General features: G+C 70.7%; 22 protein-coding genes, 4 tRNA genes and 2 rRNA genes (1 of these 28 cut by a window edge). 10 read left to right on the top strand and 18 right to left on the bottom strand.

The features are described from left to right. The 3 genes from ABVN73_RS26535 to ABVN73_RS26525 all read left to right on the top strand — a co-directional run. Positions 1-2,198: ribosomal RNA gene (locus ABVN73_RS26535) — 23S ribosomal RNA — on the top strand; it begins 548 nt to the left of the window's first position. A 132-nt stretch (positions 2,199-2,330) separates the two neighbouring features. After that, positions 2,331-2,446: ribosomal RNA gene (rrf, locus tag ABVN73_RS26530) — 5S ribosomal RNA — on the top strand. 95 nt (positions 2,447-2,541) lie between these two features. Then, positions 2,542-2,618, top strand: a tRNA-Met gene (locus tag ABVN73_RS26525). A 422-nt stretch (positions 2,619-3,040) separates the two neighbouring features. Here the strand turns inward: ABVN73_RS26525 and ABVN73_RS26520 are convergent. From ABVN73_RS26520 to ABVN73_RS26440, 17 genes are all read right to left on the bottom strand, one after another. Further along, a tRNA-Gly gene (locus ABVN73_RS26520) sits at positions 3,041-3,115 on the bottom strand. A 4-nt stretch (positions 3,116-3,119) separates the two neighbouring features. Further along, positions 3,120-3,196 (bottom strand) — tRNA-Asp (locus ABVN73_RS26515). Positions 3,197-3,200: 4 nt separating this feature from the next. Continuing rightward, positions 3,201-3,276, bottom strand: a tRNA-Asn gene (locus ABVN73_RS26510). An 83-nt stretch (positions 3,277-3,359) separates the two neighbouring features. Further along, entirely contained in the window at positions 3,360-3,722 is a 363-nt protein-coding gene (locus ABVN73_RS26505; protein WP_014200077.1) for a response regulator, read from the bottom strand. 153 nt (positions 3,723-3,875) lie between these two features. Beyond that, on the bottom strand, positions 3,876-5,318 hold the full coding sequence (locus ABVN73_RS26500) for a TadE/TadG family type IV pilus assembly protein (protein ID WP_353861573.1): 1,443 nt from the start codon (positions 5,316-5,318) through the stop codon (positions 3,876-3,878). Continuing rightward, on the bottom strand, positions 5,315-5,920 hold the full coding sequence (locus ABVN73_RS26495; protein ID WP_353861572.1) for a TadE/TadG family type IV pilus assembly protein: 606 nt from the start codon (positions 5,918-5,920) through the stop codon (positions 5,315-5,317). Before ABVN73_RS26495 ends, ABVN73_RS26500 begins: the two co-directional genes overlap by 4 nt. 5 nt (positions 5,921-5,925) lie before the next feature. Beyond that, complete coding sequence (locus ABVN73_RS26490; protein WP_353861571.1) at positions 5,926-6,495, bottom strand: TadE family protein; 570 nt, start codon at positions 6,493-6,495, stop codon at positions 5,926-5,928. A 9-nt stretch (positions 6,496-6,504) separates the two neighbouring features. Beyond that, entirely contained in the window at positions 6,505-7,353 is an 849-nt protein-coding gene (locus tag ABVN73_RS26485; protein ID WP_353861570.1) for a tetratricopeptide repeat protein, read from the bottom strand. Further along, entirely contained in the window at positions 7,350-8,372 is a 1,023-nt protein-coding gene (locus ABVN73_RS26480; protein WP_353861569.1) for a type II secretion system F family protein, read from the bottom strand. The genes ABVN73_RS26485 and ABVN73_RS26480 overlap by 4 nt, the downstream gene beginning before the upstream one ends. Then, positions 8,369-9,334 carry a type II secretion system F family protein gene (locus ABVN73_RS26475; RefSeq protein ID WP_353861568.1) on the bottom strand — a complete coding sequence of 322 codons (966 nt, stop codon included), beginning with the start codon at positions 9,332-9,334 and terminating at the stop codon, positions 8,369-8,371. The genes ABVN73_RS26480 and ABVN73_RS26475 overlap by 4 nt, the downstream gene beginning before the upstream one ends. A gap of 16 nt (positions 9,335-9,350) precedes the next feature. Continuing rightward, positions 9,351-10,745 carry a CpaF family protein gene (locus ABVN73_RS26470; protein WP_353861567.1) on the bottom strand — a complete coding sequence of 465 codons (1,395 nt, stop codon included), beginning with the start codon at positions 10,743-10,745 and terminating at the stop codon, positions 9,351-9,353. Beyond that, positions 10,742-11,953 carry an AAA family ATPase gene (locus tag ABVN73_RS26465; RefSeq protein ID WP_353861566.1) on the bottom strand — a complete coding sequence of 404 codons (1,212 nt, stop codon included), beginning with the start codon at positions 11,951-11,953 and terminating at the stop codon, positions 10,742-10,744. Before ABVN73_RS26465 ends, ABVN73_RS26470 begins: the two co-directional genes overlap by 4 nt. Next, positions 11,950-12,615, bottom strand: a complete 666-nt coding sequence (locus tag ABVN73_RS26460; RefSeq protein ID WP_353861565.1) for a CpaD family pilus assembly lipoprotein — start codon at positions 12,613-12,615, stop codon at positions 11,950-11,952. The genes ABVN73_RS26465 and ABVN73_RS26460 overlap by 4 nt, the downstream gene beginning before the upstream one ends. 23 nt (positions 12,616-12,638) lie before the next feature. Then, positions 12,639-14,126 (bottom strand): type II and III secretion system protein family protein, encoded by a 1,488-nt coding sequence (locus ABVN73_RS26455; RefSeq protein WP_353861564.1) that lies wholly within the window; start codon positions 14,124-14,126, stop codon positions 12,639-12,641. Between the two features lie 31 nt (positions 14,127-14,157). Then, positions 14,158-15,036 carry a Flp pilus assembly protein CpaB gene (gene cpaB, locus ABVN73_RS26450; RefSeq protein ID WP_353861563.1) on the bottom strand — a complete coding sequence of 293 codons (879 nt, stop codon included), beginning with the start codon at positions 15,034-15,036 and terminating at the stop codon, positions 14,158-14,160. After that, the gene (locus tag ABVN73_RS26445; RefSeq protein WP_353861562.1) at positions 15,027-15,599 is read right to left on the bottom strand and encodes a prepilin peptidase; all 573 of its coding nucleotides are present in this window, start codon (positions 15,597-15,599) and stop codon (positions 15,027-15,029) included. The genes cpaB and ABVN73_RS26445 overlap by 10 nt, the downstream gene beginning before the upstream one ends. A 37-nt stretch (positions 15,600-15,636) precedes the next feature. Further along, entirely contained in the window at positions 15,637-15,852 is a 216-nt protein-coding gene (locus ABVN73_RS26440) for a Flp family type IVb pilin (protein ID WP_353861561.1), read from the bottom strand. Between the two features lie 719 nt (positions 15,853-16,571). On the opposite strand from ABVN73_RS26440, the gene ABVN73_RS26435 reads away from it, so the two are divergent. The 7 genes from ABVN73_RS26435 (at position 16,572) to ABVN73_RS26405 (ending at position 24,883) form a co-directional block, all read left to right on the top strand. Next, positions 16,572-17,726 (top strand): cytochrome c peroxidase, encoded by a 1,155-nt coding sequence (locus tag ABVN73_RS26435; RefSeq protein WP_353861560.1) that lies wholly within the window; start codon positions 16,572-16,574, stop codon positions 17,724-17,726. A gap of 174 nt (positions 17,727-17,900) precedes the next feature. After that, positions 17,901-19,181: an imelysin family protein gene (locus ABVN73_RS26430; protein WP_353861559.1), complete on the top strand. Its 1,281-nt coding sequence runs from the start codon at positions 17,901-17,903 to the stop codon at positions 19,179-19,181. A 163-nt stretch (positions 19,182-19,344) separates the two neighbouring features. After that, positions 19,345-20,601: a di-heme oxidoredictase family protein gene (locus ABVN73_RS26425; protein WP_353861558.1), complete on the top strand. Its 1,257-nt coding sequence runs from the start codon at positions 19,345-19,347 to the stop codon at positions 20,599-20,601. 33 nt (positions 20,602-20,634) lie between these two features. Beyond that, complete coding sequence (locus ABVN73_RS26420) at positions 20,635-21,747, top strand: imelysin family protein (RefSeq protein ID WP_353861557.1); 1,113 nt, start codon at positions 20,635-20,637, stop codon at positions 21,745-21,747. A gap of 3 nt (positions 21,748-21,750) precedes the next feature. Beyond that, positions 21,751-22,875 carry a DUF1513 domain-containing protein gene (locus ABVN73_RS26415; RefSeq protein WP_353861556.1) on the top strand — a complete coding sequence of 375 codons (1,125 nt, stop codon included), beginning with the start codon at positions 21,751-21,753 and terminating at the stop codon, positions 22,873-22,875. A 133-nt stretch (positions 22,876-23,008) separates the two neighbouring features. Further along, a complete protein-coding gene (locus ABVN73_RS26410; protein ID WP_094306058.1) occupies positions 23,009-23,266 on the top strand; it encodes a hypothetical protein in 258 nt (85 codons plus the stop codon). A gap of 30 nt (positions 23,267-23,296) precedes the next feature. Beyond that, positions 23,297-24,883 carry a gamma-glutamyltransferase family protein gene (locus ABVN73_RS26405; protein ID WP_353861555.1) on the top strand — a complete coding sequence of 529 codons (1,587 nt, stop codon included), beginning with the start codon at positions 23,297-23,299 and terminating at the stop codon, positions 24,881-24,883. A 56-nt stretch (positions 24,884-24,939) separates the two neighbouring features. Here the strand turns inward: ABVN73_RS26405 and ABVN73_RS26400 are convergent, their stop codons facing one another. After that, the gene (locus tag ABVN73_RS26400; protein WP_353861554.1) at positions 24,940-26,280 is read right to left on the bottom strand and encodes an amidase; all 1,341 of its coding nucleotides are present in this window, start codon (positions 26,278-26,280) and stop codon (positions 24,940-24,942) included.

Raw genomic sequence — 26,280 nt, 5'->3', positions numbered from 1 at the left:
TTTTGTATAATGGGTCAGCGACTTACAGTAAGCAGCGAGCTTAAGGCGATAGCCGGAGGCGCAGCGAAAGCGAGTCTGAACAGGGCGCGTGAGTTGCTTGCTGTAGACCCGAAACCCGGTGATCTAGCCATGGGCAGGTTGAAGGTGCGGTAACACGCACTGGAGGACCGAACTCACGCCTGTTGAAAAAGTCGGAGATGACCTGTGGCTAGGGGTGAAAGGCCAATCAAACCGGGAAATAGCTGGTTCTCCGCGAAAGCTATTTAGGTAGCGCGTCGGGCGATTGCCCACGGGGGTAGAGCACTGGATGGGCTAGGGGGCCTCGCGGCTTACCAAACCTAACCAAACTCCGAATACCGTGGAGCACAGCCCGGCAGACAGACGGTGGGTGCTAAGGTCCATCGTCGAGAGGGAAACAGCCCAGACCGCCAGCTAAGGTCCCCAAATCACGGCTAAGTGGGAAAGGATGTGGGAAGGCCATGACAACCAGGAGGTTGGCTTAGAAGCAGCCATCCTTTAAAGAAAGCGTAATAGCTCACTGGTCTAGTTAAGCCGGCCTGCGCCGAAAATGTATCGGGGCTCAAGCCGTGTACCGAAGCTGCGGATGTGATCTCTGATCACGTGGTAGCGGAGCGTTCCGTAAGCCTGCGAAGGGTGTCCGTGAGGCCGCCTGGAGGTATCGGAAGTGAGAATGCTGACATGAGTAGCGACAAACAGTGTGAGAAACACTGTCGCCGAAAGTCCAAGGGTTCCTGCGCAAGGTTAATCCACGCAGGGTGAGCCGGCCCCTAAGGCGAGGCCGAAAGGCGTAGTCGATGGGAACCACGTTAATAGTCGTGGGCCAGCGGGTGTGTGACGAATGGGAAAGCGTGTCGGGCCTTATCGGATTGGCCCGGCTGGGGACCCGTTCCAGGAAACAGCCCCCGCATCAGACCGTACCCCAAACCGACACAGGTGGACTGGTAGAGCATACCCAGGCGCTTGAGAGAATGGTGTTGAAGGAACTCGGCAAATTGCCCTCGTAACTTCGGAAGAAGAGGGCCCCGTTGTGGCGCAAGCCATGGCGGGGGCACAGACCAGGGGGTGGCGACTGTTTACTAAAAACACAGGGCTCTGCGAAGCCGTACAAGGCGACGTATAGGGTCTGACGCCTGCCCGGTGCCGGAAGGTTAAGAGGAGGGGTTCACGCTCCGAATTGAAGCCCCGGTAAACGGCGGCCGTAACTATAACGGTCCTAAGGTAGCGAAATTCCTTGTCGGGTAAGTTCCGACCTGCACGAATGGCGTAACGACTTCCCCGCTGTCTCCAACACCAACTCAGCGAAATTGAACTCTCCGTGAAGATGCGGAGTACCCGCGGTCAGACGGAAAGACCCCGTGCACCTTTACTACAGCTTTGCAGTGGTGCTAGGGATCTCATGTGTAGGATAGGTGGGAGGCTAGGAAGCCCGGGCGCCAGCTCGGGTGGAGCCATCCTTGAAATACCACCCTTGAGGTCTCTGGCATCTAACCGCGCTCCGTTCATCCGGAGCCGGGACCCTGCATGGCGGGTAGTTTGACTGGGGCGGTCGCCTCCCAAAGCGTAACGGAGGCGCGCGATGGTGGGCTCAGAGCGGTCGGAAATCGCTCGTCGAGTGCAATGGCATAAGCCCGCCTGACTGCAAGACAGACAAGTCGAGCAGAGACGAAAGTCGGCCATAGTGATCCGGTGGTTCCATGTGGACGGGCCATCGCTCAACGGATAAAAGGTACGCCGGGGATAACAGGCTGATGACTCCCAAGAGTCCATATCGACGGAGTCGTTTGGCACCTCGATGTCGGCTCATCACATCCTGGGGCTGGAGCAGGTCCCAAGGGTTCGGCTGTTCGCCGATTAAAGTGGTACGTGAGCTGGGTTTAGAACGTCGTGAGACAGTTCGGTCCCTATCTGCCGTGGGTGTCGGAGTTTTGCGAGGATCTGTCCCTAGTACGAGAGGACCGGGATGGACATACCTCTGGTGCACCGGTTGTCACGCCAGTGGCATGGCCGGGTAGCTAAGTATGGACGGGATAACCGCTGAAAGCATCTAAGCGGGAAACCCACCTCTAAACCAGAACTCCCTTGAGAGCCGTGACAGACCATCACGTCGATAGGAGGCATGTGGACGGGCGGCAACGCCTGAAGCTGAGCCTTACTAATCGCTCGATCGGCTTGATCCTTCCCAGTGGCGGCCCGCGCGCAGCGGCAAGCCCTGGACGCAACGAGCCAACACCGCAAGAACGCAAACATGTCCTCGATCAACGATACCCCTCTGCCGTCCCCGTCCGGATGGTTCGCGTGTGCCTTGGTGACCTGGTGGTCATGGCGAGGCTCCCAACACCCGATCCCATTCCGAACTCGGCCGTGAAACGCCTCAGCGCCGATGGTACTGCGTCTTAAGACGTGGGAGAGTAGGTCGCCGCCAGGTCACCACGGCACACGCCACACCACACCGGACGCGGACGCAGAAGGGCTCAAACACGCTTGACAATCGTCGCACACGGTCCCTGGCCCAGGAACACCCGCGGGGTGGAGCAGCCCGGTAGCTCGTCAGGCTCATAACCTGAAGGTCGCAGGTTCAAATCCTGCCCCCGCAACCAAATCAGCCAGCAATCCTCACGGATTGCTGGCTTTTTCGTGTTTGGTGATCGCGCTGCGGCAAACCACATCACCATATCGGTTAAGCTCGGCGAATTCCATCCACCGGCCGGCCTGCGCCATGTGCGCGGCTGCAGCGCAGATCATCCGGCCACCGCATCACCCATATCCTGCCCTGGAATATCGGGACTCCACAACAGGGGCGAACAGCGCCGGCAGCCCATTCACGCCGCAGTCGACGGACGATGCTTAAGGTCGAGACGAAGCCAGGGCCGACGCTTGCCTTCATCGCTCTGTTCAAGCGGAGGCTGGGTGTAACGTCGGAGGCCTATTTCGGCTGAGTGGGGGCGTCGTAGCGGTTGAAAATGACAAGGGGCCGCTTGATGAACAAGCGGCCCCCGAAGACACTGTCGTGCCCCAAAACTGGAGCGGGCGAAGGGATTCGAACCCTCGACCCCAACCTTGGCAAGGTTGTGCTCTACCCCTGAGCTACGCCCGCAATGTGGCGCGAGTGACGGGACTTGAACCCGCGGCCTCCGGCGTGACAGGCCGGCGCTCTAACCAACTGAGCTACACCCGCAATATGGCTCCGGATGCTGGACTCGAACCAGCGACACGCGGATTAACAGTCCGCTGCTCTACCGACTGAGCTAATCCGGAACGGAGGCCGGCTTATACGGCTCCCAGCGGCGGAGCGCAAGCAGGAACTTCACCGGGCGGCGAAGTTTTTTTTTCACCGCCGTTCAGGCGACCCCGAGCAGGCTCTGCACCGCCCGGACGATGCTGTCCTCGGAGAAGGGCTTCTGGACGACGGAAAGCTGGCCCGGTTCCTCCTTGGGCAGGTTGTCGCTGTAGCCGGTGGTCACCAGGATGGGCAGTTCCGGGCGCTGCTCCTGCATGCGGGCGATCAGGCTGGTGCCGTCGAAATGCGGCATGCGCAGATCGGTGATCAGGATGTCGGCGGGATCGTTCTGGTCGATCTTGAAGGCATCGAACCCGTTGCGCCCGATGGTCACGCGGAAGCCGCGCTCCTCCAGGGTTTCGGCAATGGTGACCGCGACGACGGGGTCGTCCTCGGCAACGATCACATGGAAGGTCTGGGACATGACGGGCGGGCCTCTTGTCTGCACGGTCCTGAATCCTCTAGCCCATCGGGCGGCGGTGGACCAATGCGCAATAGGTCATAAACCGCTGTCTCCGCCATACCGCCCCTGGCCATACCGCCCGCCGTTCAGCGCCAGATCCTCAGCGCCAAATCCTTAGCGGATGATGCGCAGGTTGCTGAGCTGGCCAGCGATGGTGCGGAACACCGTCTGCAGGTCCGCCGGCGTGGGACTGTCGAAATAGTGGTTGGGGCCGGGCGAGGCGCAGCTTTCGTAGAGGGTGCGGGTGGCGCTGCTGGCGCTGTCGCCGACGGTGATGGTGAAGAGGGTGATCCCCGCCGCCTTCATGTTGCTGCACAGCGTCAGCATGCGGTTGTCGATCGCCGTCGTCACCTGGTTGGTGTTGGTGGTGCCCAGCAGCCCGTCGCTGAGGCGCTGGTAGCTGGTGTAGTCGCCCTGCGGCTTGTACTTGAACCACTCGTTGTTGCCGTCGGTCAACAGGACGACCGCCTTCGACATGTCGGGTGTCCCGTAATCGAGCGGCAGCGTGTCCGGCGTCGTGCCGCCCCACAGGCCGCGCCACTTCGGCGACAGGGTGAACCATCCGGCCTGCAGCCCTTGGTTCGCCATGGTGCCGCCGCGGTTCACCGGCTTCAGGCCGGCGATCTTGGCGAGCAGCGCCGAACGGTCGTTGGTCAGCGGCATGATCGGGGGCGGGCAGCCGAGGTTCGGCCCGGCCATGTCGTTGGTTTGGCGGTAGGTGCCGTCGTCGGTGATGTTCGTGGGGGTCCAGGGGTTGTCGTTGTTGGTCCCGCTGTACTGGTTGTTCGGGTACCAGAAGGGCTTGAAGGGCGCGGAGGCCGGCGGGGCGTCGGTCTGGTCCTGCGGCTGGGTGCGGGCCAGGACGCAGCCGCGCCAGCCCTGGGAAGCCCATTTGGCGGCGTCGTAGCTGCCAGCCGCCAGCCAGTTGGTGCGGGTCTTGCCGAGGTTGACCTCCGCCGCGTAGGGGGCGATGGAGACCCACAGGTTCTTCGGCGGCGTGCTGCCCGGCCCGAACAGGATGTTGACGAGGTCGGTGGCGGCGCTGCGCAGCTCCCCGATGCGGTTGTTGGTCGCCATGGAGCCGGTGACGTCGAGCACCAGCGCCAGCTCCAGCCCGGCGTTGGCGCGCTGCACCTGGTTGGTGACCGAAATGGTCAGCTCGTTCACCTGCAGGACCCGTAGGAAGGTCGTCGGCAGGGTGGCGGTCACCGACACGCCGACGCGCTGGTTCGTCTGGTCCAGCGTCACCGCCGGCGTGCCGATGGCCGCCCCCAGGAAGCCCGGCGGCAGGTTGGCCGCGACGAACATGGCGATGTCGCTCTGGGCGTCCGCCGTGGAGTTCAGCATCTTTCCGGCGGCCAGCGCCCCGGCGTCGATGGCGGTCTGGAGCCGCGACTGCACGAGGAAGGCCCGCCCGTAATCCACCGCCAGCCCAACCATGCCCAGCAAGGGCACCGCGGCGGCGGCGAACATCAGCGCGGTGGCGCCCCGGCGGTCCCGCCGCACCTTTCCCAAAGAGGCGAGCAGGCGGCCCGCAAGCGTGAAGGCTGTCCTCATGGCCCGGTCTCCAGCGTGGTGAGCGTGCCGAGCCGGGGCTGGTAGACGGCGCTGGCGTAGAGCGTCGTGGAGGTTCCGGCTTCGCCGAGCCACGGTCCGCTCAGCAGATAGGGGGTGAAGCGGTAGAACAGTTCGGTGAAGATGGCGTTGTCGCCGGGCTGCTGGGTGAAGCCGGGCGGCAGCGTGGCGGCCCCGCCCGTGGCGCCGTAGTGGCTGATGGCGGAGCCGGTGCCGGCCCGTTCCTGCCACATCACCCGCGATCCCTGGCCCATGTTGGCGACCGAGGTGACGATCACCTGCCCGCCGGCCATCAGGTCCAGGGGCTGGGCGACCTCCGTCGCGGCGAGGAACAGCACGCCGACCTCGTTCCCCTTCACCACGGTCATGCCGGCGCGCAGCTTGTCGAACTGGGTGGCGATGTCGCTGACGTTGGCGGCGGTGCGGTTCAGCGTCAGGGTGATGCTGACGTAGCGCACCACGTCCACCGTGGCCGTGACCAGCACGAGAAGGACGGGCGCCAGAAGCGCCATTTCCAGCGCCGCGACGCCGCGACGGTCGCGCGGCAGGGGCCGGAGTCGGGATTTCGGGACAGGTGTCGCCATGCCGGTCACTCCCCCACCATGAAGGGTTCGTTGCGCACCGCCAGCCGGGCCTCGTGGATCAGCTCCGCCCGTCCCAGGACCGTGGCTCCCAGCCCGGTCAGCACCGGCTGGGTGTAGCGCAGCGTGTAGACGACGACCTGCCCGCTGCCGCCCAGCGCCGTCCCGGTCTGGTTGGCGTCCCAGTCGGTGGAGCTGCAGTTCAGGTCGGTGAGCGAGGTGGAGGGCGGAACCCCGCCGTTCACCTGGCTCAGCGTGGTGAAGGAGGCGTAGCTGTGGCTGCGCACCGACAGGCGGCTCTGGTCGAGCACCCGGCTGGTCAAGCGGTACACCGTGTCGCAGACCTGGGCGCGGCGGTCGGCGAAGCCGGTCGCCAGCTCCCCGGTGAAGCCGCTGCGGGCGGCGGCGCGGGCGGCGTGGTTGAGCAGACCGTCCACGGTCAGCGAATAGGACACCTCGGCCAGCGCGATCATGCCCGCGATCAGCGCCGGGGAGACGATCGCCAGTTCCAGCGTGGTCAGACCCCGGCGGTCACGCGGGAGGCGAGGGCCGGGAAGAGGGCGGCTGCGGCTGCGCATGGGGCCGCCTCACGGTTTGAAGGCGACGAACTGGCGCGCCGTCTCGTAGAAGGCCAGGTTGGAGCGCACGTTGGCGTCGTCGAGGTCGAGCCGGGCCACGCGGGCCGCCGCCTCCAGATCGCCCTTCAGGCCGTAGGCCAGCGCGAGGTTCTGGCGCACGCGGGGGGAATCGACCCCGCCCTGGACCAGCCCTTCCAGGATCGCCACACCCTCCGCGCTGCCGTTCAGCGCCAGCGACAGGCCGAGGTTGGCTATGGCCGCCGCGTTGTTCGGCTCCGTCTTCAGGACGTGGCGGTATTCGCCCTGGGCCTCCGCGTGCCGCCCGGCGAGGTCGAGGGCGACGCCGCGGTTCAGACGGGCGCGCAGGTCGTCGTCATTGCGGCGGAGCAGGGCGTCGAAGCGGTTGAGCGCGTCGGCGGGGCGGTTGGCGCGGATCAGCGCGCGGCCCAGCGCCGTCTGCACCTCCACATTGTCGGGCACCGCGGCGGCGGCCTTCTGAAGCTCGACCACCGCGTCGGAGGCGGACCCGCTCTCCGACAGGGTTTCGCCCAACCCGAGCAGGGCGCCGACATGGCCCGGCGCCTGATCCAGCACCGCGCGGTAGAAGCGCACGGCGGAACCGGTGTTGCCCGCCTCCTGGGCGGCGCGGGCGAGGCGGAGCTGCACGCGCGCCTTGTCGTCCAGCGTGGCGTTGGCGGTCGGGCCGCTCTTCGACCCCACCGGTCCGCCGCCCGGCGCCGAGGCGCAGGCGCTGACCGACAGCAGCAGGAGGGCGGCCGCCGCGGCGCGGCCCAGACCGGAGAGGCGCTTGCGGGTCGGGTGCTTGCTGGACGGGAGGAGGGACGGGGTGGCGATCATGGCTGACCTCCCTTGGTCTGGCTGTGGGACGGGGTGGAGGGGGACGGGGTGGAATGGGTTTGCTGGCTGTTGCCGGCGCTGTCGAAGCTGCGCGAGACGTCGAGCATGGCGGGGCCGCCGACGACGATGAAGACGCAGGGCAGGATGAAGACCACCATGGGCAGGGTCAGCAGCACCGGCAGGCGGGCCGCCTTCTCCTCGAACCGGGCGAGGCGCTGGGCGCGCATCTCCCCGGCCAGGACGCGCAGCGCCTGGGCCAGCGGCGTGCCGTAGCGCATGGCCTGGATCAGCGTCGTCGCCATGCCGCGCACGCCCTCCATGTCCAGCCGGGCGGCCAGGTTGTTGAGCGCGCCGCCGCGGTCGGACAGCACGCGCATCTCCGCCGCGGTGGCCGACAGCTCGGCGCTCAGCGCCGGGTAGGCGGTCGCCACCTCGCGGGCCACGCGGTCCACCGCCGCTTCCAGGCCGAGGCCGGCCTCGCCGCAGATCACCAGCAGGTCGAGCGCGTCGGGCAGGCCGTTGCGCACCTCCTCCAGCCGGCGGTCGCGCATCCGGCCCAGCGCCAGATCGGGCAGCCGCCAGCCGAGCAGGGCGCCAGCCACCACCTGCGCCGCCGCACCCGGCGCGCCGATGAGCGAGGACAGCAGGTCGCCCGCCGCCGCCGGGACCAGCGCCATCCCGGCGCCGATGCACAGCAGCTTGATGCCGAGCAGGGAATAGAGGTGGCCGGGCTGGGTGTAACCGGCGGCGATCAGGCTCTTGCGCATCCGCTCCCGGTCGGCGGACCCGACCAGCGGCGTGCGGGCCAGCCAGGCGCCGACCCGGCTCAGCAGGCTCCGGCGCTCCGCCTCCGGCTCGGCGGACGGCGCGGTTCCGGCGCGCAGGCGCTCCAGCCGGGCCAGCAGCCGCTCGCGCAGCACGCAGGAGCGCAGCCCGGCCACCCCGGTGAGGATCATCAGCACGCCGAAGCCGAGAAGGACCGGCGGCGGGATCAGTCCGCCCATCACGCCGCCGCTCATGACAGGGTCCTCCGGATGAGGAGCTGCATGGAGCCGACGCCGACCAGCAGAAGCCCGCCGGCCACCAGCAGCATCGTCTGTCCGCTCGGCTCGTCGATCAGCCGCCACGCGTAGTCGGGGTTCAGCATCGCCATGCCGCCGCCGGCCAGGAAGGGCAGGGCGGCCAGCACCGCGGCGGAGCTGCGCGCCTCCGAGGTCAGGGCGCGGGTGCGCATCTGCACGCGGCGGCGCTGGCGGATCATGTCGGCCAGATTCTCCAGCGGCTCCGTCAGGTTGCCGCCGGTCTCCCGCTGCAGCAGCAGAGTGACCACGAAGAAGCGGAACTCCGGCAGGCGGACGTTGGCGGCGGCGCGGGCCAGCACGGTTTCCAGGTCGATGCCCATGGCCGTCTCGTCGACGATGCGGCGGAACAGCGGGGCGATCGGCTCGGACAGTTCGCTGCCGACCATGCGCAGGCTTTCCGACACCGGGATGCCGGCGCGTGTGGCGCGGACGACGAGGCTGATCGCGTCGGGAAGCTGATTCATCAGCGCCTCCAGCGTTTTGCGGCGGCTGGCGGCGAAGACGAGGCGCGGCGTGACCAGCAGGGCCACGGCGGCGGCGGTCGTGGCGCCCGCGTCGCCCATCACCGGCCCGCCCAGCCACCAGCACAGGCCGGCGGCGATCACGGCGTACAGAAGCGCCCGCCACAGCCGGATGCCCGGCGGCAGATAGACGGTCTGGCGCCGCGCGTAGAAGCGCGACATGCGCCGCTTCACCCGATCGGCGAGGGTCAGGGCCCCCGCGCCGGTGATGTCGGGGCTGCCGTCCTCCACCACCGCCCGCGCCTCGGCCGACAGGGCGGCCAGCCGGCGGCGCAGCGCCGTGCGGCGGCGGAACGCGCGCAGGGTGGAGAGGGCGAACAGCAGCGTCCCGAGGCCGAGGAGGAGGGTGGCGAGCTGCAGGGCCTGGATGCGGTCCATCGCGTGTCCTCTCCCGCTACAGACCGGCGGTGGCGGCGTTCCAGGCCGCCTCCTGCCCGAAATAGGCCAGCCGCTCGGCGAAGCGCGGGCGCAGGCCGGTGGCGGCGTAGCGCCCCTCCAGGATCCCGTCGCGGTTCTCGCCGCGGAACTCGAAGGTGAAGAGGTCCTGGGTCAGGATCACGTCGCCCTCCATGCCGACCAGCTCGGTGACGTGGGTGATGCGGCGCACGCCGTCGCGCATGCGCTGGACCTGGACGATGACGTTGACCGCCCCGGCGATCTGCTGGCGGATGGCCCGGCTGGGCAGGTTCATGCCGGCCATCAGCACCATGTTCTCGACGCGGCTCAGCGCGTCGCGCGGGTTGTTGGCGTGGATGGTCGACATCGACCCGTCATGGCCGGTGTTCATGGCCTGGAGCATGTCGAAGGCCTCCGCCCCGCGCACCTCGCCGATGATGATGCGGTCGGGCCGCATGCGCAGCGCGTTACGGACGAGGTCGCGCTGCGTCACCTGCCCCTGGCCCTCCAGGTTGGGCGGGCGCGTCTCCAGCCGGACGACGTGGGGCTGCTGGAGCTGAAGCTCGGCCGCGTCCTCGATGGTGATGACGCGCTCCGTCGCCTCGATGGGGCGGGACATGGCGTTGAGCAGCGTCGTCTTGCCCGAGCCGGTGCCGCCGGAGATGATGACGTTCAGCCGGCAGCGCCCGATGATCTCCAGCGCGCGGGCCATCGGCTCGGACAGGCTGCGGAACTCCACCAGCTCGCGGAAGCCGATGGTGCGGCGGGCGAACTTGCGGATGGAGATGCAGGCGCCGTCGAGCGCCAGCGGCGGCACCACGATGTTGACGCGGCTGCCGTCGGCCAGCCGGGCGTCGACCATCGGGCTGGACTCGTCCACCCGCCGCCCGACCGCCGAGGCGATGCGCTGCGCGATGTTCAGCAGGTGCCCGGCGTCGCGGAAGCGCACCGGCATCTCGACCAGCTTGCCGCGCTGCTCGGCGAAGGTGCGCGACGGGCCGTTGACCATGATGTCGGTGATCGCCTCGTCGGCCAGCAGCGGTTCCAGCGGCCCCAGCCCGATCATGTCGTGGACCAGCTCCGTCGCCAGCGTGGCCTGCTCGCGCCCGTTCAGCTGGCTGCGGCTGGTGGTGGCGATGTCGTCGATCAGCCGCTCGACCAGCGGGCGCAGCGTCTCCGCCGGCATGTCGGCGATGGATGCCGGGTCGATGCGGGCCAGCACCTGCGACCGGATGTCGTTCAGCGAGCGGTTGACCGGGCGCAGCGCGGCCGGCGGCGGCGGGGCGGGGGACGCCGCCGGCGCGGCGACCGGGACGGTCTTCGGCTCCTCGGGCGGCGGGCCGGCGACCGCCAGGGAGGGGGGGGCCGCCTTGCGGCCGAACAGCGTGCTCATCGCCGCACCCAGCGGCGGAACAGGCCGTCCTGGGCGGCGGGCTGGCCGGCGACGTCGGCGCCCAGCCGCTCCATGGCCTCGCGGAAGCGGCGGCAGTGGCGGAAGGCCGGCTCGCCGACGCCCGCGGCGACGGCCAGCGGCACCGGGCGGTAGGGCAGGGCGTGCTCCGGCGGCTCGCCCAGCGTGCGCATCAGGTCCGCCGCGGGAAGCTCGCCGGGGGCGCCGCGCCGGTTCAGAACGGTGACCAGGCGCCCGCCGCCGGCCCGCCGCGCGATGGCGGCGCGCAGCCGCACCAGATCGCGCAGGCCCGCGACGCTGGCGTCGCCGACCAGCACGGCGATGGAGGCGGCCTCCAGCGCGGCGCGGGCGGCCCCGCCCTGGGCGCGGCCGGCGTCCACGACGACGTAGTTGTGGCGGGCCTGCAGCCGGTTCAGCACCGACAGGGCGGCGGTCGGCGCGATGTCGATCACGTCCTCCACCGGCTCCTCGGCCGCCAGGACGGACAGCCGGTCGGAGGCGGCGATCATGGCGCGCTCCATGAACACGTCGTCCACCCGGTCGGGGGCCTCGACCGCCTCGCGCAGCGCCGGCTCGGGCCGCAGGTTGAGGGCCAGCGCCACGGTGCCGTTCTGCAGGTCGAGGTCGACCAGCGCCGTGCGCCCGCGCGCCCCGTCGGCCAGCCAGCAGCCGAGATGCACCGCGACCGTGGTCGTGCCCACGCCGCCGCGCGCGCCGACCACCGCCACCAGCTTGCCCAGCCGGCCCGCCGCCTCGTCCGCCGCGGCGCCGGCGCCAGCGGCTCGCAGCGCGCCCTCCAGCAGGTCGCGGGACAGCGGCTTGAACAGGTAGTCGGTGACCCCGATCCGCCGCAGGTCGCGGTAGAGGCCGATGTCGTTGCTGTCGCCGACCGCGATGACCCGCACCGACGGGTCGCAGACCCCGGCCAGCGCCTCCATGGCGGTCAGCGGCTCGGCGACGCCGGACAGGTCGACGAGCAGCAGGTCGGGGGAGCGCTGGCGCGCCAGATCGCGGGCGGCGCTGCGGATGTCGCCGGTCCGCACCTCGCAGGGCAGCAGGGCCGGGGCGGTGCGGGTCAGCAGGGCGGCGCTGGCCGCGTCGGCGACGTAGGCGAGCAGGCGGGGGCCGGTGCCGCGGGCGGCGTCGGCCGGCGACGGCGCTTCGCCGAGCAGGGTGGCGAGCAGGCTCATTGGTCCTCCTGGCTTCCGTTCAGGGCGGGGGCCAGCAGGAAGGCGCTGGTGCTGTTCCCCTTCACGAAGGGTTTCACCTTGTCGGCGCGGTAGCGCTGGACGGCGCCGGCCATGCGCTGGCCGTCGGCGGGAACGGTGTCGCGGCCCTGGATCAGGTCGCGCGGGTCGGCCAGCATCAAAGCGAGGTTGCGCTGGTTGCTGCAGCCCAGCGCCGCGGTCGGGCTGTTCTGGTACCAGCCGCTGTAGATGTCGCTCCACGCCGCGCAGTCCGGGGCCAGCGCGACGTAGCTGGTCACCTGGAGCGCCGGGGCGCCGGTCTGGTCGGGGGCGAAGGTGACGTTCTCCGCCGGCACCCCGGCGCCGCCCAGCAGGACGACGGTGGCGGCCTGCGCCGGGGCGGCGAGCAGCGGGCCGGTGACCGTCACGTGGGGGGTGGTGTCGCGGCCGAGCCCGGCGACCGTGCGGACCACCCGGGCGCGCTCCTCCGCCGCGATGGCGCCGCTGCGCGGGTCGATGGCGAAGGGGACGGCGTTGCTCAGCGCCTTCACGGCGGGGGTCTGGGCAGCGGGCATCGCCGGGGGCGTCTGCGGCACGGCGCAGCCGCCCAGCAGACCCGTGAGGAGTGGCAGAAGCAGCATCGGCGTTCGCATGGCTCTGGGCATGGCGCTGTGCTCCGCGAAAGGGGTCATTGGAGGCTGAAGCCGGCGTCGCCGTGCAGGCGGGCGGCGCCCGGCCCGATGGCCATCGGGGCGGCGAGCGGGGCGGCGCCGGAGGCGCTGTTGCCGCCGGCCGGGGGCTGCAGGCTCTGGGCGCGGTTCAGGAAGATGCGCTCCACGTCGGTCGCCGCGACGAAGCCGTCGGTCGGGGCGGAGAGCGCGTTGGCGGCGGACACCGGGCGGACGAGGTAGGGGGTCACGACGATGACCAGCTCCGTCTCGTTGCGGCGGAACTTGCTGGAGTGGAACAGCGCGCCCAGCACCGGCACGTCGCCCAGCCCCGGCACGGCGTCCAGCGTCGCCGAGGTGTTGTTCTGGAGCAGGCCGGCGATGGCGAAGCTCTGCCCGCTGGCCAGTTCAATGGTGGTCTCGGCGCGGCGCACCGACAGGCCGGGGATGCGGATGGAGTCGACCACGACGGCGCCGTTGTTGGTCAGCTCGCTGACCTCCGGGCGGACGCGCATGCTGATCTGGCCGCCGCCCAGCACGGTTGGGGTGAAGTCCAGGCTGACGCCGTACTTCTTGAACTGGATGGTGGTGGTGCGGTCGTACTGGGCGACCGGGATGGGGAACTCGCCGCCGGCCAGGAAACTGGCGGTCTCGCCGGACAGGGCGGTCAGGTTCGGCTCGGCCAGCACGGTGATCAGCCCGTCCTCGGCCAGCGCGTCCACCACCGTGTTGATGTCCACCCGCCCGTTGCTGGAGCGGTAGCTGCCGCCGATGGAGTTGGTCGGCGCTGCGGCGCGGATCAGATTGCCGGCGGCGTCGAGGATGGTCCGCCCGGTGGCGACCCCGAAGGCGAAGGAGCCGATGTTGAACATGCTCTCGAAGTTGACGCCCAGCTCCTTGGTCACCTGGCGCGACACCTCGGCGACCCGGACCCGCAGGTTGACCTGGGCGGGGGCGGCGACGGTCAGGCGGTTGGTGACGGTCTGTCCCTGCCCGACGTAGCGCTCGGCCAGCTCGACCATCTGCCGCGCCGTGGCGGGGGAGGAGACGGTGCCGGTCAGCGTGATGCCGGTGCCGGTGCTCTGCACGTCGATGGCGGCGTTGGGCACCTGGGCGACCAGCTTGGAGCGCAGGTCGCCGACGGGCATGGTGACGACGACGCTGAAGGAGGCGAGCGGCTTGTTGTCCGCCGACAGGGCGTAGACGCTGGCCCGCCCCGGCGTCTTGGCGACGATGAAGAAGGCCTGCGGGCCGGACGCCTGCACATCGGCGATCTCGGGGGCGGAGGTGAAGACGCTGGCCGCCGGGGCCGGCAGGTTCACCGGTTGCCCGCCGCCGACCTCCAGCGTGATCTCGCGGGGGCGCTGCTGGGATTGGGATTGCTGCGCCTGGGCGGGCGCCGCGGCCAGCGCCGCGAACAGCCCGGCCAGGAGGGCCGCCACGATCTTGAAGGCCGCGATCCGGCAGGCGGCGGCCCGGCCCCTGGTGGTTGTGATGGTCGTCGTCATGAATTCGTCCCCCCTGGGTCGGCGCGCCGGTTCAGCGTTCGAGTGTTTCCGTCTTGGAGCCGCGGATGATGAGCAGCGCCGGGCGGCGCGCGGCGGGCGCCTCCGCGCTGTGGGGTGCGGGAAGCTGGCGCAGAGCGGGCGACACGTCCTCGGCCCAGGTGGGGGCGGAGGCGGGCTCCGCCGCCCCGGCGGCGGCGAGAGTCTCGTCGGCGAGCAGGCTGCGCAGCGCCAGCGACAGCTTGCCCATCGCGGCGGCGACGGTGACCGTCTCGCTCTGGCGGGCGGTGACCTCCAGCGTCACGGTGCGGGGAACGCGCCCGTCCGGCCCGGTCTTCATCATGCCGGCCTCGCCGAGCTGCTGGTCGATGGCGATGACGCGCAGGTTCTGGAGCACGGTCTCGCCGACCGCCCGGCTGCGCAGGTCGCGCCCCGCCTGGGATTCGAAATTCTGGGTCAGGATCAGGTCCACCCGGTCGCCGGGCCAGATCAGCCCGCCGGTCGCGCTGACCGCGTCCACCGCCACCGAGACGGCGCGGCTGCCCGGCGACAGCACGGCGGCGAGGAAGCCGCGCTCCCCCGGCGCCACGATGTGGCCGGCCATGATCGGCTCGCCCGCCGCGAAGGAGCGGCGGGTGACGGCGCCGCTGTAGGCGCTTTCCGCGACGCGGCCCCGCACCATGTAGCCGTCGCCGAGACGGCCCGGCGGCCAGGGCTCCCAGCGCAGATCCTCGGCGCGCAGCAGCATGCCGGTGGAGATCGGACGGGCGGCGACCAGCACGGAGTCCATCGGCGCCGCGGGCGCCGGGACCGCGACGGCGGCGGTCGGGGCCGGCAGCATCGAGAAGGACACGTAGCCCACCAGCGACAGCCCGACGAGCAGCAGGGACAGGAATAGCACTCTCAGAACCATGCCGCTCCTCCGGTGGGGTTGGAGAGGGTGAGGAGCCCGCCGGCGGCCAGGGCGACGCCGTAGGGCACGGAATGGCGGGTGGCGATGCGGTGAGCCTCGGCCGCCAGGAGATGGCCCAGGATGCGGGCCGGGCCGGGCCGGCCGCCGAAGCGGCGCAGCAGCCGGCGCGCCGGGCGCGCCTTGCGCAGGGCGAGCCATCCGCCGAGATAGAGGAGGGAGAGCGTTCCGCCGGCCAGCGCGGTGGCGGTCGCGAAGGACGCGGCCCGCTCCACCCCGACCAGCAGCAGGATGGCCGAGGCCAGCTTCACGTCGCCGCCGCCGAGCCAGCCCCGCCCGTGCAAGGCGCACAGGAGGAGGAAGAGCGTGGCGGCGGCGGCAAGGCTGGCCCAGGGAAAGGGGGCGCCCTGCCAGAGCGGAAGCGCGAGGCCGAGGGTGGCGAGGACGGCGGACGCCGTGTCGGGGATGATGCGCCGGCACAGGTCGTCCGCCGCCGCCCAGCCCAGCGCAAGCCCCGCCATGGGCAGTGCCAGGGAGAGGGGATCGAGGACCGCGATCGTATCCATGGCGGGAGCTTTGCGTGGGACGGGGCGGGTGCGGCGCTTACTTCGGAATGGTCGTCGAGGTGCCGCTGACCGTGGTGCCGATGCCGGTGAACAGCGTGCTGACGTTGGTGCCGAAGGTGCGGGCGCCGCCGATGATCACCAGCGCGACCAGGGCCGCCGCCAGACCGTATTCGAGGGCGGTGATGCCCTTGCGATCCTTGGTCGCGGCCTGGATCGGGGAAAGGAAGGCGCGGATGTTGGCGAACAGGGTCATTGATTGTCTCCGTTGATAATTGCGATACGAAGGGTTTGCGCTTCAATGCGATGAAGCGGAGGGGATTGATTACTGATTTTCAGGGAATGCACGGCGTCTGTGATTTGAGGATGGCGAAGGCCGGCATTTTAATAAACCTATCGATAGGGGTAGTCCGGCGGGCCTGCGCCGTTGTCTTTGCCATTCGAAACGCAACTTTCCGCACCGCTTCCAGGCAAAGCGCGGGCATCGCCATGCGCAAAGGCGCCGCGTCAAAGAAACGCTGAGAAGAACGCGCTATGGGAGTCCAATGACGGGCGGATTGCTTTGAAGGGAAATGATTAGAATTTGAAGTGATTATCGGATTATGCCGGCGTTGCGCCGGTGCGGGGGCGGCCGCTCCCTTCGCGACGCGCGGAGCATTTGGAGTCCCGAGGGTGGTGTTGCCTCACTCCGGAATGGCGGCAACCCCGCCGGTTGGCGAAGCAGAGTCGGTAGCCGGGTCGGGGTACCCTTTTCCGTCAGGCCGGAGCGCCCGGTCCGGATCGTCCGTCCGGGAACGGAGCCGGACGAACGGGGCCGGGAGTTAATCCCGCCGGTTCTACGACCAGTGGCAATAGGTCGCACCTTTGTGATAATGAGAATAACTATCATCCAGGCCGAAGGGCATGGATACTGCCGGCGGTCCCCTGCCATGGATTGCGGCCATGGGCCCCCGCCGTCAAGGAGCGAGAGTCAGGATGTCATTGTTCGGCAAATATGTCGCGCCGGCCGCGGCGCTGTGCGCCCTGTTGATCGCTGGTGGCTCCGGCTTGGCCGCCGATCCGGCTGACGTGCAGAAGGCCAAGGCCGAGCTGGGCAAGGCGCTGTTCTTCGACACCAACCTGTCCTCCACGCGCAGCCAGTCCTGCGCGACCTGCCACAACCCGGAATTCGGCTTCGCCGATCCGCGCGGCGCGGCGTCGCTGGGGGCCGACGGAAAGTCGCTGGGCGACCGCAACGCGCCGACCGCCGCCTACGCCCATCTTTCCCCGCGCTTCGGCTTCAAGGCCAACGGGGTTCCCTTCGGCGGGCAGTTCCACGACGGCCGCGCCGCCACCCTCCAGGAGCAGGCCGGCGGGCCGCCGCTGAATCCCGCCGAGATGGCCATGGCCTCCAAGGCGGAGGTGCAGGGGCGGCTGAAGGAGAACGCCGACTACGCGCGGAGCTTCGTCGCCCTCTACGGCGCGGGGGTTCTGGACGACGCCGACCGCGCCTACGACGCGATGACCGACAGCATCGCCGCCTTCGAGAAGACCGACGTCTTCTCGCCCTTCGATTCCAAGTACGACCGCTATCTGCGCGGCGAATACAAGATGACCGGCGAGGAGGAGCTGGGGATGACCCTGTTCTTCTCGCAGCAGTTCACCAACTGCAACGTCTGCCACAAGCTGAACGCGATGCCGGCGGCAAAGAACGAGGTCTTCACCAACTACGAGTACCACAACATCGGCGTGCCGGTGAACGCGGAGCTGCGGGCGGCCAACGGCGTGGCGGCGACGCACATCGACCGCGGGCTGGCCGGGAATCCGGCCGTGAAGGGCCAAAAGGCCTACGAGGGGAAATTCAAGACACCGACCCTGCGCAACGTCGCGGTGACCGGCCCCTACATGCACAACGGCGTCTTCAAGGACCTGGAGACCGTCGTCCGCTTCTACAACAAGTACAACAGCCGCAAGCCGGCGGACCAGATCAATCCGGAGACCGGCAAGCCCTGGGGCAATCCGGAGGTTGCCGCCACCGTCTCCATCAAGGAGCTGGAGGAGGGGCCGGCGCTCGATGACCGCCGAATCAAGGCGCTGGTCGCCTTCATGAAGACGCTGACCGACGCCCGCTACGAACCCCTGGTGAAATGAACGCGGGGCTGCGGGGCCGCCGCCATGGCCCCGCAAGGCCCCGCCGATGCGTCCATGCGCCCGTCGCATCGCGATTGCATCTTGACAATGAGAGTGATTAGCGGCGCATGTTGAGAATGCTTCGCACTTTCACGGCTCTCACGCCAACGATCACCGACGCTTGAGGAGACCTTCATGTTCAAGCACGCCTCCGGCCTTGCCGCCGCGGCTCTCATCGCGCTGGCGCCGCTCGCCGCCGACGCCCAGTCGTCCAAGCCCGCCTACAAGGACGTGGTGAAGACCTACGCCGACATCGCCCAGGCCAGCTACGAGGACTCCGCCAGCACCGCCAAGGCGCTGAAGAAGGCCGTCGACGCGCTGGTGGCCAACCCGTCGGAGGCGACGCTGGCCGCCGCCCGCACGGCCTGGCTGAACGCCCGCGTCCCCTACATGCAGACCGAGGCCTTCCGCTTCGGCAACCCGATCGTCGACGCCTGGGAAGGCAAGGTCAACGCCTGGCCGCTCGACGAGGGCCTGATCGACTATGTGGACGACAGCTACGCCGGCGGCGACAGCAACCCCTTCGCCAAGGCCAACGTGATCGCCAACCCGAAGATCAAGGCCGGCGACAAGACCATCGACGCCCGCAAGATCACCAAGGAGCTGCTGGCCGACAAGCTGCACGAGGCCGGCAAGGTCGAGGCCAACGTGGCGACCGGCTACCACGCCGTCGAGTTCCTGCTGTGGGGCCAGGACCTGAACGGCACGGGCCCGGGCGCCGGCGACCGTAAGGCGACCGACTACGCCAAGGGCAAGGATTGCACCAACGGCCATTGCGACCGCCGCGCCCAGTTCCTGACCGTCGCCACCCAGATGCTGGTCGAGGATCTGGAGGAGATGGCCAAGGCCTGGGGCGCCAAGGGCAAGGCCCGCGCCTCCATCGCCAAGGCCAAGGAGTCGGAGGGCGTCGCCCGCATCCTGACCGGCCTCGGCAGCCTCAGCTACGGCGAGCTGGCCGGCGAGCGCATGAAGCTCGGCCTCATGCTGCACGACCCGGAGGAGGAGCATGACTGCTTCTCCGACAACACGCACAACTCGCACTATTACGACCAGGTCGGCATGGTGAACGTCTACAACGGGCGCTACACCCGCGTGGACGGCAAGGTCGTGACCGGCCCGTCGCTGTCGCAGTATGTCGCCGCCACCGCGCCGGAGGCCGACGCCAAGGTGAAGGAGGCGATGACCGCCACCACCGCCGCCATGAAGGTCATGAAGGACACCGCCGACAGCGGCAAGATGGCCTACGACCAGATGATCGGTACCGACAACGCCGAGGGCAACGCGATCATCGCGACCGCGGTGGACCGTCTGGTCGACCAGAAGAAGGCCCTGGAAAGCGTTGTCGCCGCCCTGGGCGTCTCGGTCGAGCTGGCCGGTTCCGACAGCCTCGACAACCCGTCGGCCGTCGGTAAGTAAGGCGTCGGCAAGCAAGCCGGTGACCATGGGCTGCGACCCTTCTTCCCGCGTGGGGCGGCGTTGTCCGCTCCCCGCCGACCGCCCGCGCGGGGGAGGGGCCGCAGCCCGGCCTTTTGAACGTCATGGAATGGGGCCCTCCGCCCGACCGATGCCCGTCCGACCGATGAAAGCCCGCCTCGCCTTCCTGCTCGCCCTGCTGCCGGCCCTGCCGGCGGTGGCGGGCGACCTCGACACCCGGATCGGCGAGAAGCTGTTCCGGCGGATGTGGGTCAGCGCCCCGACGGTGACGCACGCCAACGACGGGCTGGGCCCGCTCTACGACGCCCGCTCCTGCGCCGCCTGCCACCCGGCGGCCCGCCAGGGGCGCCCGCCCGACCCCGACACGCCGGACGACCGCGGCGTCGGCTACGCGCTGAAGCTCAGCGGCGACCCCGTCTACGGGCGGCAGATCCAGACCAACGCGGTGCTCGGCTTCGCCGTCGAGGGCAAGCCGTCCCTGAGCTACCGCGAGGAGACGGTGCGCTTCCCCGACGGCGGCACGGCGACGCTGCGCCGGCCGGTGGTGACCGTCACCGACCTCAATTACGGGCCGCTGGCCGAGGCGACGGCGATCTCGGCCCGCATCGCCCCGTCCGTGCGCGGCATGGGCCTGCTGGAGCGCATCCCCGAGGCCGACATCCTGGCCGGCGCCGATCCGGAGGACCGCGACGGCGACGGCATCGCCGGACGCCCCAACTGGGTGGCGCCGGAGGGCACGCGGCAGCTCGGCCGCTTCGGCTGGAAGGCCGTCCACCCGACGCTGCACCGCCAGAATTCGGAGGCCTTCAGCCTCGACATCGGCATGTCGACCCCGGCCTATCCGGAGCCCTGGGGCGACTGCACCCCGGCGCAGACCGAGTGCCGGAACGCCCCGCACGGCGACTCCCCGCAGTATGAGGGGCTGGAGATCCCCTCCACGGTGATCGGGCTGATCGACGGCTATCTGCGCACCCTGCCGCCCGACGGCGGGCTGGAGGCGCCGCGCGACGCGGCGGGCGGCGCGCTGTTCGCCGCCGCCGGCTGCGCCTCCTGCCACCGCCCCTCCTTCACCACGGCGGAGGACGCCGCGCATCCCGCTCTGTCCCGCCGGACGATCTTCCCCTACAGCGACCTGCTGCTCCACGACCTGGGCGAGGATCTGGCCGACGGCGTGGCGATGGGCGAGGCGCGGGGCCGCGACTGGCGCACGACGCCGCTGTGGGGGATGAGGCGGCTGGCCGACTCCGACGGCAAGCTGGCCCTGCTCCACGACGGGCGGGCGCGCAGCGTCACCGAGGCCATCCTGTGGCACGGCGGCGAGGCGGACACGGCGCGCGGCGCCTTCATGGCGCTGCCGCGCGGCGACCGGGAAAAGTTGGTGCGTTTCGTTCTGGGGCTCTAAAGTCCACATGGTTTGAATGGCATAGGTGATGAGATGCAACGCCGCCGCATGATCGGCCTGATGTCGGCCGCCGCCCTGTCGATCCTTCTGCCGGGCAAGCTCGCCCTGGCGGCGCGGGAGCCGGCGGGGGACGCCGCCGTGCTGGGCGGGCTGGTCCGAACCCATGCCCTGCCGCGCTTCGACGCGCTGGCCGGGGCCGCCGGCGTCTATGCGGAGCGGCTGGCCCGGTTCGCCGCGGCGCCGACCGCGGAGGGGCTGGAGAGCTGCCGCGCCGCCCACCGCGCCGTCTACGACGCCTGGGCCGGAGTCCAGCACCTGCGCGCCGGGCCGCTGTCGATGGAACTGCGCGCCGACCGCATCGCCTTCTGGCCGGAGCGGGCCGGGGTGGTGCAGCGCCAGATCCTCGCCATGCTGAAGGCCCGCGACCCCAAGCTGCTGGAGCCGGGCGGGCTGGCCCGCCAGAGCGCCGCGGTGCAGGGGCTGACCGCGCTGGAGCGGCTGCTGTTCGACGAGGGCGTCACCGCCGCGTCGTTCCAGGGCGACGAGGCCGGGCGCTTCCGCGGCGCTCTGGCCGCCGCGGTGGCGCAGAACGTCCTCACCATCACCCGCGAGGTCCGGGACGGCTGGACGGCGCTGGAGGCGCCGCTGACCGCCGGGGAGCCGACCGCGCTCGGCCCCGACGCCGGGTCGGCGGTCAACGTCCTCTTCACCGGGTCGCTCACCGCCCTGCAGGTGGTGGCCGACCAGAAGCTGCTGGCGCCGCTCGGCCCCAACGCCGGGGAGGCCAAGCCGGCGGTGGCCGAGGCGCTGCGCAGCGGCCAGTCGGCCCGCAACGTCCGCATCAACCTGGAGGCCCTGCGCGCCCTGCTGCTGGGCGAGGGCGGGGGACCGGGCCTGACCGCGCTGCTGCCCGCCGGCGACGCCGGAGCCCAGGCCCGCCGCGCGCTGGAGGACGGCTTCGCCGCCGCGATCCGCGCCGCCGAGGCGATCCCCGCGCCGATCAACGTCGCCGTCGCCGATCCGGCCAAGCGCAAGACCGTGGAGGCCACCCTGCAACGGGCGAAGGACCTGCGCAACCTGCTGACCGGCACCGTCGCGCCGCTGCTGGACATCAGCATCGGCTTCAACGAACTGGATGGAGACTGAGCGATGGACGCGACCCGCCGGGGCACCCTGTTCCTGATTGGCGGCGGTCTTCTTGGAGGCGGTCTGCTCGGCGCCCTCCTGGGGCCGGCGCGGGCGGAGACCGCCGGTGGCACGCTGTTCCTCAACGCCTATGCCACCGCCGCGGCTTCGCCGGACTATGGCGTGGCGGCGCTGGACGGGGCGGGCGGCCTGCGCTTCACCACCCCGACGCCGGGCCGCGCCCATGGCGTCGTCCCGCACCCGACGCGGGCCGAGGCGGTCGCCTTCGCCCGCCGTCCGGGGCGCTGGCTCATGCCGCTGTCCTTGGTTGACGGGCGTCCGGGGCCGGTGATCCGCGCGCCGGACGACCGCCGCTTCACCGGCCACGGCGCCTTCTCCGCCGACGGGCGGTTGCTCTACGTGGCGGAGGACGACGTGCCGCGCGAGACCGGGTCGATCGGCGTCTACGACGCGATGGACGGCTACCGCCGCGTCGGCGCGATGCCGACCCACGGGCTGGGGCCGCACGAGCTTCTGATGATCGCCGACGGCACGGTGCTGGCGGTCGCCAACGGCGGCGTCATCACCCACCCGGACACCGGCCGCGCCAAGCTGAACCTGGACGAGATGGACTCCTCGATCACCTACGTCGAGGTGGCGAGCGGGAGGCTGCTCGATCAGGTGCGCCTGCCCGAGGAGCACGCGAATCTCGGCATCCGCCACATCGCCGCCCTGGCCGACGGCGGCATCGCCTTCGGCGCGCAGGACGAGCGGCCCATCGGCATGCTCCAGCCGCTGACCGGCACGCACCGTCCGGGCGGCGGGGCGGTGCGCCTGTTCGAGACGCCGGACGACGAGCTGTCCCGCTTCGAGGGCTACATCGGCAGCGTCGCCGCCGACAAGGGCAAGGTCGCGGCCAGCTCGCCCAAGGGCGGCATCATCGGGCTGTGGGACGACGCCACCGGCGCGTGGCTGGGGTCGGCGGCGCTGCCCGACGGTTGCGGCATTGCCCCGGACGGCGACGGCTTCCTGGCGAGCAGCGGGCTGGGCACTCTCCGGACGGTCGGCGCGGCGCCGGACCTGCCGGGCGACGGCCTGAGGCTGGCCGACTTCCGCTGGGACAATCATATGACTCGCTTCGCCACCTGACGCGCGTCGCCGTATGACGCGCCGTTCGTAAGGCTTCCTATGAAAAAGCGCCGGGCGGCGGCCTGTACGGTGGCCCGCCGCCCGCCGTGCTGGTAGGCTTGGGATCACTGCCAAGACACTGCCGCCGGACGCCATGATCGTCGATGAATATCTGGGGTTTCGCGCCGGGGACGAGGTTCTGGACCTTGCGGAGCTGACCGCGGGAACCGCGCGCATCAAGGAACTTCACCTCGTGCCCAGCGACTGGGCGAACGGGCCGACCGTCATCGCCGTGATGGTCAACGGCGCCGAGCGGTACGTCATCCAGCTCAAGAAGGTGCAGATCCACGCCGCGAAGGAGCCGGAGACCCGGAACCGCCGCGTCATTCCCCTGCGCCGCGACCCGCACTGACCCGTTTCCCGTTCCGGAGGGCGCCCCGTCGTGAATCGTGACTTCTGCCGGCCCGGGCGGTCGGCGCTGGTGGCGACGGAGGCCGCGGTGGCCACCTCGCACCCGCTGGCGAGCGCGGCGGCGCTGGAGATCCTGGCGGCGGGCGGCAACGCCGTGGACGCGGCCATCGCCGCCGTCGCGGTGCAATGCGTGGTCGAGCCGCACATGACCGGCATCGGCGGCGACGGATTCGCCCTCTACGCCCCGGCCAACGGGCCGGTGGTCGCCCTGAACGGCAGCGGCCGGGCGCCCGCCGCCGCGAGCGTGGAGCGTCTGGCCGGGCTGGGCGTCACCGGCGAGATCCCGCGCCACGGCGCCCACGCGGTCACCGTGCCGGGCGCCGTCGCCGCCTGGACGCGGCTGCACGCCGACCATGGGCGGCTGCCGCTCGACCGGGTCTTCCTCCGCGCCATCCGCTACGCCGAGGAGGGCTACGGCGTCTCCCCGCGGGTGGCCCAGGACTGGGCGATGGCGGTCCCACTGCTGTCGGTGGACGAGGGCTGCCGCGCCGTCTTCCTGCCCGGCGGCCGCGCGCCCCGCGCCGGCGAGCGCCATACCCAGCCGCTGCTCGGCCAGCGGTTGCGGGACATCGCGGCGCACGGGGCGGCGGCCTTCTACACGGGAGCCACGGCGGATTCGCTGGTCGGCTTCCTGCGCGCCCGCGGCGGGCTGCACACGCTGGAGGACTTCGCGGCGGCGCAGGATGGGGCGGAGTACGTGACGCCCCTCGCCACCGACTACCGCGGCCACGAGATTCTCGAGTGCCCGCCGAACGGCCAGGGCCTCGCCGCCCTGATGATCCTGAACACGCTGGGCGGCTTCGACCTGTCGCCGTCGGTCGGCGACGCCGACCGCCACCATCTGCAGGCCGAGGCGACCAAGCTCGCCTATCATCACCGCGACGTTCTGGTGGGGGAGGGCGGTCCGGAGGCTGCCGCCACGCTGCTGTCGGCGGAAGCGACGGCGGCGCTGCGCCGCCGCATCGACCCGGCGCGTGCCCAGATGCCCGCGCTGTGGACGGAGGCGGAGCACAAGGACACGGTCTGCCTCAGCGTGGTCGATCGCGACGGCAACGCCATCTCCTTCATCAATTCGATCTTCCACAGCTTCGGCAGCGTGCAGCTCGACCCGGCGACCGGCGTCCTCCTGCACAGCCGCGGCACCTCCTTCCGCCTGGCCGAGGGGCACCCCAACGCGCTCGCGCCGCGCCGCCGCCCGCTGCACACCATCATCCCCGGCCTGATCCGCAAGGACGGGCGCGCGGTCTGCCCCTTCGGCGTGATGGGCGGCCATTACCAGGCGGCCGGGCACGGCGCCTTCGTGTCGGCGCTGCTCGACCGCGGGCTGGACGTCCAGACGGCCATCGACCAGCCGCGCAGCTTCGCCTTCAACGGCGTGTTGGAGATCGAGCCCACCGTGGCGGAGGAGACGGCGGCGGAGCTGGCGCGCCGCGGCCACGCGGTGGTTCGCCGGGACGAGCCGATGGGCGGCGGGCAGGCGATCTGGATCGACCACGCGGCCGGCCTGCTGATCGCCGGCTCGGACCACCGCAAGGACGGCAGCGCCCTTGGATTCTGATGGGAAATTCTGATGGGGGCGGTTGCGCCGCCCCCATCAGAAGAACACCCGTCGCGTCAGGCGCCCAGCACCGGCTCCACCGCGGCGGCGATGGACAGCAGGCGTCGGTCGGCCCCCGCGGCGCCCACCAGCATCAGGCCGCTGGGCAACTCGCCGGCCCGCTGCATCGGCAGGCTGATGGCGCAACGGTCCAGGAAGTTGAACAGGGCGCAGTTGCGCAGCAGCAGCAGGTTCAGCCGGGCGAACTCGGCGTCCTCGGCGAAGGCGTCGATGCGCGGCGCCAGCAGCGGCACGGTCGGCATCAGCAGCGCGTCGTAGTCCGCCGTGATCCGGTCGGTGCGGGCGATCAGGTCGGCGCGGCGCTGCGTCACCTCGATGTAGTCGGCGGCGCTCATGGTCTGGCCGCGCTCGATGCGGACGCGGACGCGGGGGTCGTAGAGGTCGCCCTTCTCCGCCAGCAGCGCGCGGTGCCAGTGGGCCGCCTCCGCCGCGGGCAGGCCGCCCTTGGCGTTGGCCGGGCCGATCTCCGCCAGCTCCGCCATGGGAATCTCGACGATGCGCGCCCCGGCTTCCGACAGGCGGCGGCAGGCGGCGTCGAAGGCGGAGGCGACCGCGTCCTCCATGCCGTCGAGGACCACGGTCTGCGGCACGGCGAAGCGCAGCCCGGCCAGTCCGACCGGCGGCGGCACCCACTCCGCCTCGCCGGCCAGGACAGCGTCGGCGATGGCGCAGCATTCCACCGTCCGGGCGAGCGGCCCGATGGAATCGAGCGACCAGGACAACGGCAGGGCGCCGCGCAGCGACACCCGGCGCTGCGTCGGCTTGAAGCCGACGATGCCGCACAGCGCCGCCGGGATGCGGACCGAGCCGCCGGTGTCGGTGCCCAGCGCCAGCGGGACATGGCCGGCCGCCACCGACACCCCGGCGCCCGACGACGAGCCGCCGGGAATGCGCGCGGGATCGGCGGGGTTGCCGGGGGTGCCGTAGTGCGGGTTGATGCCGACGCCGGAGAAGGCGAACTCGGTCATGTTGGTCCGCCCCACGACCACCGCCCCGGCGGCGCGCAGCCGGGCCACCGCGTCGGCGTCGCGGCTGGCCGGGGCGGCGCCCTCCAGCGCCCGCGACCCGGCCCGCGTGACGTGCCCGGCCTCGTCGAAGAGGTCCTTGACCGAGATCGGCAGGCCGGCCAGCGGGGAGGGGTGCTGCCCGGCCCGGCGCAGTAGGTCCTGGGCGTCCGCCGCCGCGCGGGCTTGCTCGGCGTGCACGGCGGTGTAGGTCTTGCGCGCCTCCCCGCCCCCGGCCGCGATGGCGGCGAGGGCGGAGTCGACGAGCTGGCGGCTGGTGGTGGCGCCAGTATCGAGTTGGCGGGACAGGGTGGCGATGGTGGGCGTCGTCAT

Source organism: Azospirillum formosense, assembly GCF_040500525.1.
Classification (GTDB): domain Bacteria; phylum Pseudomonadota; class Alphaproteobacteria; order Azospirillales; family Azospirillaceae; genus Azospirillum; species Azospirillum formosense_A.
This window is presented reverse-complemented; position numbering and strand designations above follow the sequence as displayed.

What these genes read in the sequence shown, in the direction of transcription:
- ABVN73_RS26505 (WP_014200077.1), bottom strand. Translation starts at nt 3,722, where the DNA reads ATGTCCCAGACCTTCCATGTGATCGTTGCCGAGGACGACCCCGTCGTC.
- ABVN73_RS26500 (WP_353861573.1), bottom strand. Translation starts at nt 5,318, where the DNA reads ATGAGGACAGCCTTCACGCTTGCGGGCCGCCTGCTCGCCTCTTTGGGA.
- ABVN73_RS26495 (WP_353861572.1), bottom strand. Translation starts at nt 5,920, where the DNA reads ATGGCGACACCTGTCCCGAAATCCCGACTCCGGCCCCTGCCGCGCGAC.
- ABVN73_RS26490 (WP_353861571.1), bottom strand. Translation starts at nt 6,495, where the DNA reads ATGCGCAGCCGCAGCCGCCCTCTTCCCGGCCCTCGCCTCCCGCGTGAC.
- ABVN73_RS26485 (WP_353861570.1), bottom strand. Translation starts at nt 7,353, where the DNA reads ATGATCGCCACCCCGTCCCTCCTCCCGTCCAGCAAGCACCCGACCCGC.
- ABVN73_RS26480 (WP_353861569.1), bottom strand. Translation starts at nt 8,372, where the DNA reads ATGAGCGGCGGCGTGATGGGCGGACTGATCCCGCCGCCGGTCCTTCTC.
- ABVN73_RS26475 (WP_353861568.1), bottom strand. Translation starts at nt 9,334, where the DNA reads ATGGACCGCATCCAGGCCCTGCAGCTCGCCACCCTCCTCCTCGGCCTC.
- ABVN73_RS26470 (WP_353861567.1), bottom strand. Translation starts at nt 10,745, where the DNA reads ATGAGCACGCTGTTCGGCCGCAAGGCGGCCCCCCCCTCCCTGGCGGTC.
- ABVN73_RS26465 (WP_353861566.1), bottom strand. Translation starts at nt 11,953, where the DNA reads ATGAGCCTGCTCGCCACCCTGCTCGGCGAAGCGCCGTCGCCGGCCGAC.
- ABVN73_RS26460 (WP_353861565.1), bottom strand. Translation starts at nt 12,615, where the DNA reads ATGCCCAGAGCCATGCGAACGCCGATGCTGCTTCTGCCACTCCTCACG.
- ABVN73_RS26455 (WP_353861564.1), bottom strand. Translation starts at nt 14,126, where the DNA reads ATGACGACGACCATCACAACCACCAGGGGCCGGGCCGCCGCCTGCCGG.
- cpaB (WP_353861563.1), bottom strand. Translation starts at nt 15,036, where the DNA reads ATGGTTCTGAGAGTGCTATTCCTGTCCCTGCTGCTCGTCGGGCTGTCG.
- ABVN73_RS26445 (WP_353861562.1), bottom strand. Translation starts at nt 15,599, where the DNA reads ATGGATACGATCGCGGTCCTCGATCCCCTCTCCCTGGCACTGCCCATG.
- ABVN73_RS26440 (WP_353861561.1), bottom strand. Translation starts at nt 15,852, where the DNA reads ATGACCCTGTTCGCCAACATCCGCGCCTTCCTTTCCCCGATCCAGGCC.
- ABVN73_RS26435 (WP_353861560.1), top strand. Translation starts at nt 16,572, where the DNA reads ATGTCATTGTTCGGCAAATATGTCGCGCCGGCCGCGGCGCTGTGCGCC.
- ABVN73_RS26430 (WP_353861559.1), top strand. Translation starts at nt 17,901, where the DNA reads ATGTTCAAGCACGCCTCCGGCCTTGCCGCCGCGGCTCTCATCGCGCTG.
- ABVN73_RS26425 (WP_353861558.1), top strand. Translation starts at nt 19,345, where the DNA reads ATGAAAGCCCGCCTCGCCTTCCTGCTCGCCCTGCTGCCGGCCCTGCCG.
- ABVN73_RS26420 (WP_353861557.1), top strand. Translation starts at nt 20,635, where the DNA reads ATGCAACGCCGCCGCATGATCGGCCTGATGTCGGCCGCCGCCCTGTCG.
- ABVN73_RS26415 (WP_353861556.1), top strand. Translation starts at nt 21,751, where the DNA reads ATGGACGCGACCCGCCGGGGCACCCTGTTCCTGATTGGCGGCGGTCTT.
- ABVN73_RS26410 (WP_094306058.1), top strand. Translation starts at nt 23,009, where the DNA reads ATGATCGTCGATGAATATCTGGGGTTTCGCGCCGGGGACGAGGTTCTG.
- ABVN73_RS26400 (WP_353861554.1), bottom strand. Translation starts at nt 26,280, where the DNA reads ATGACGACGCCCACCATCGCCACCCTGTCCCGCCAACTCGATACTGGC.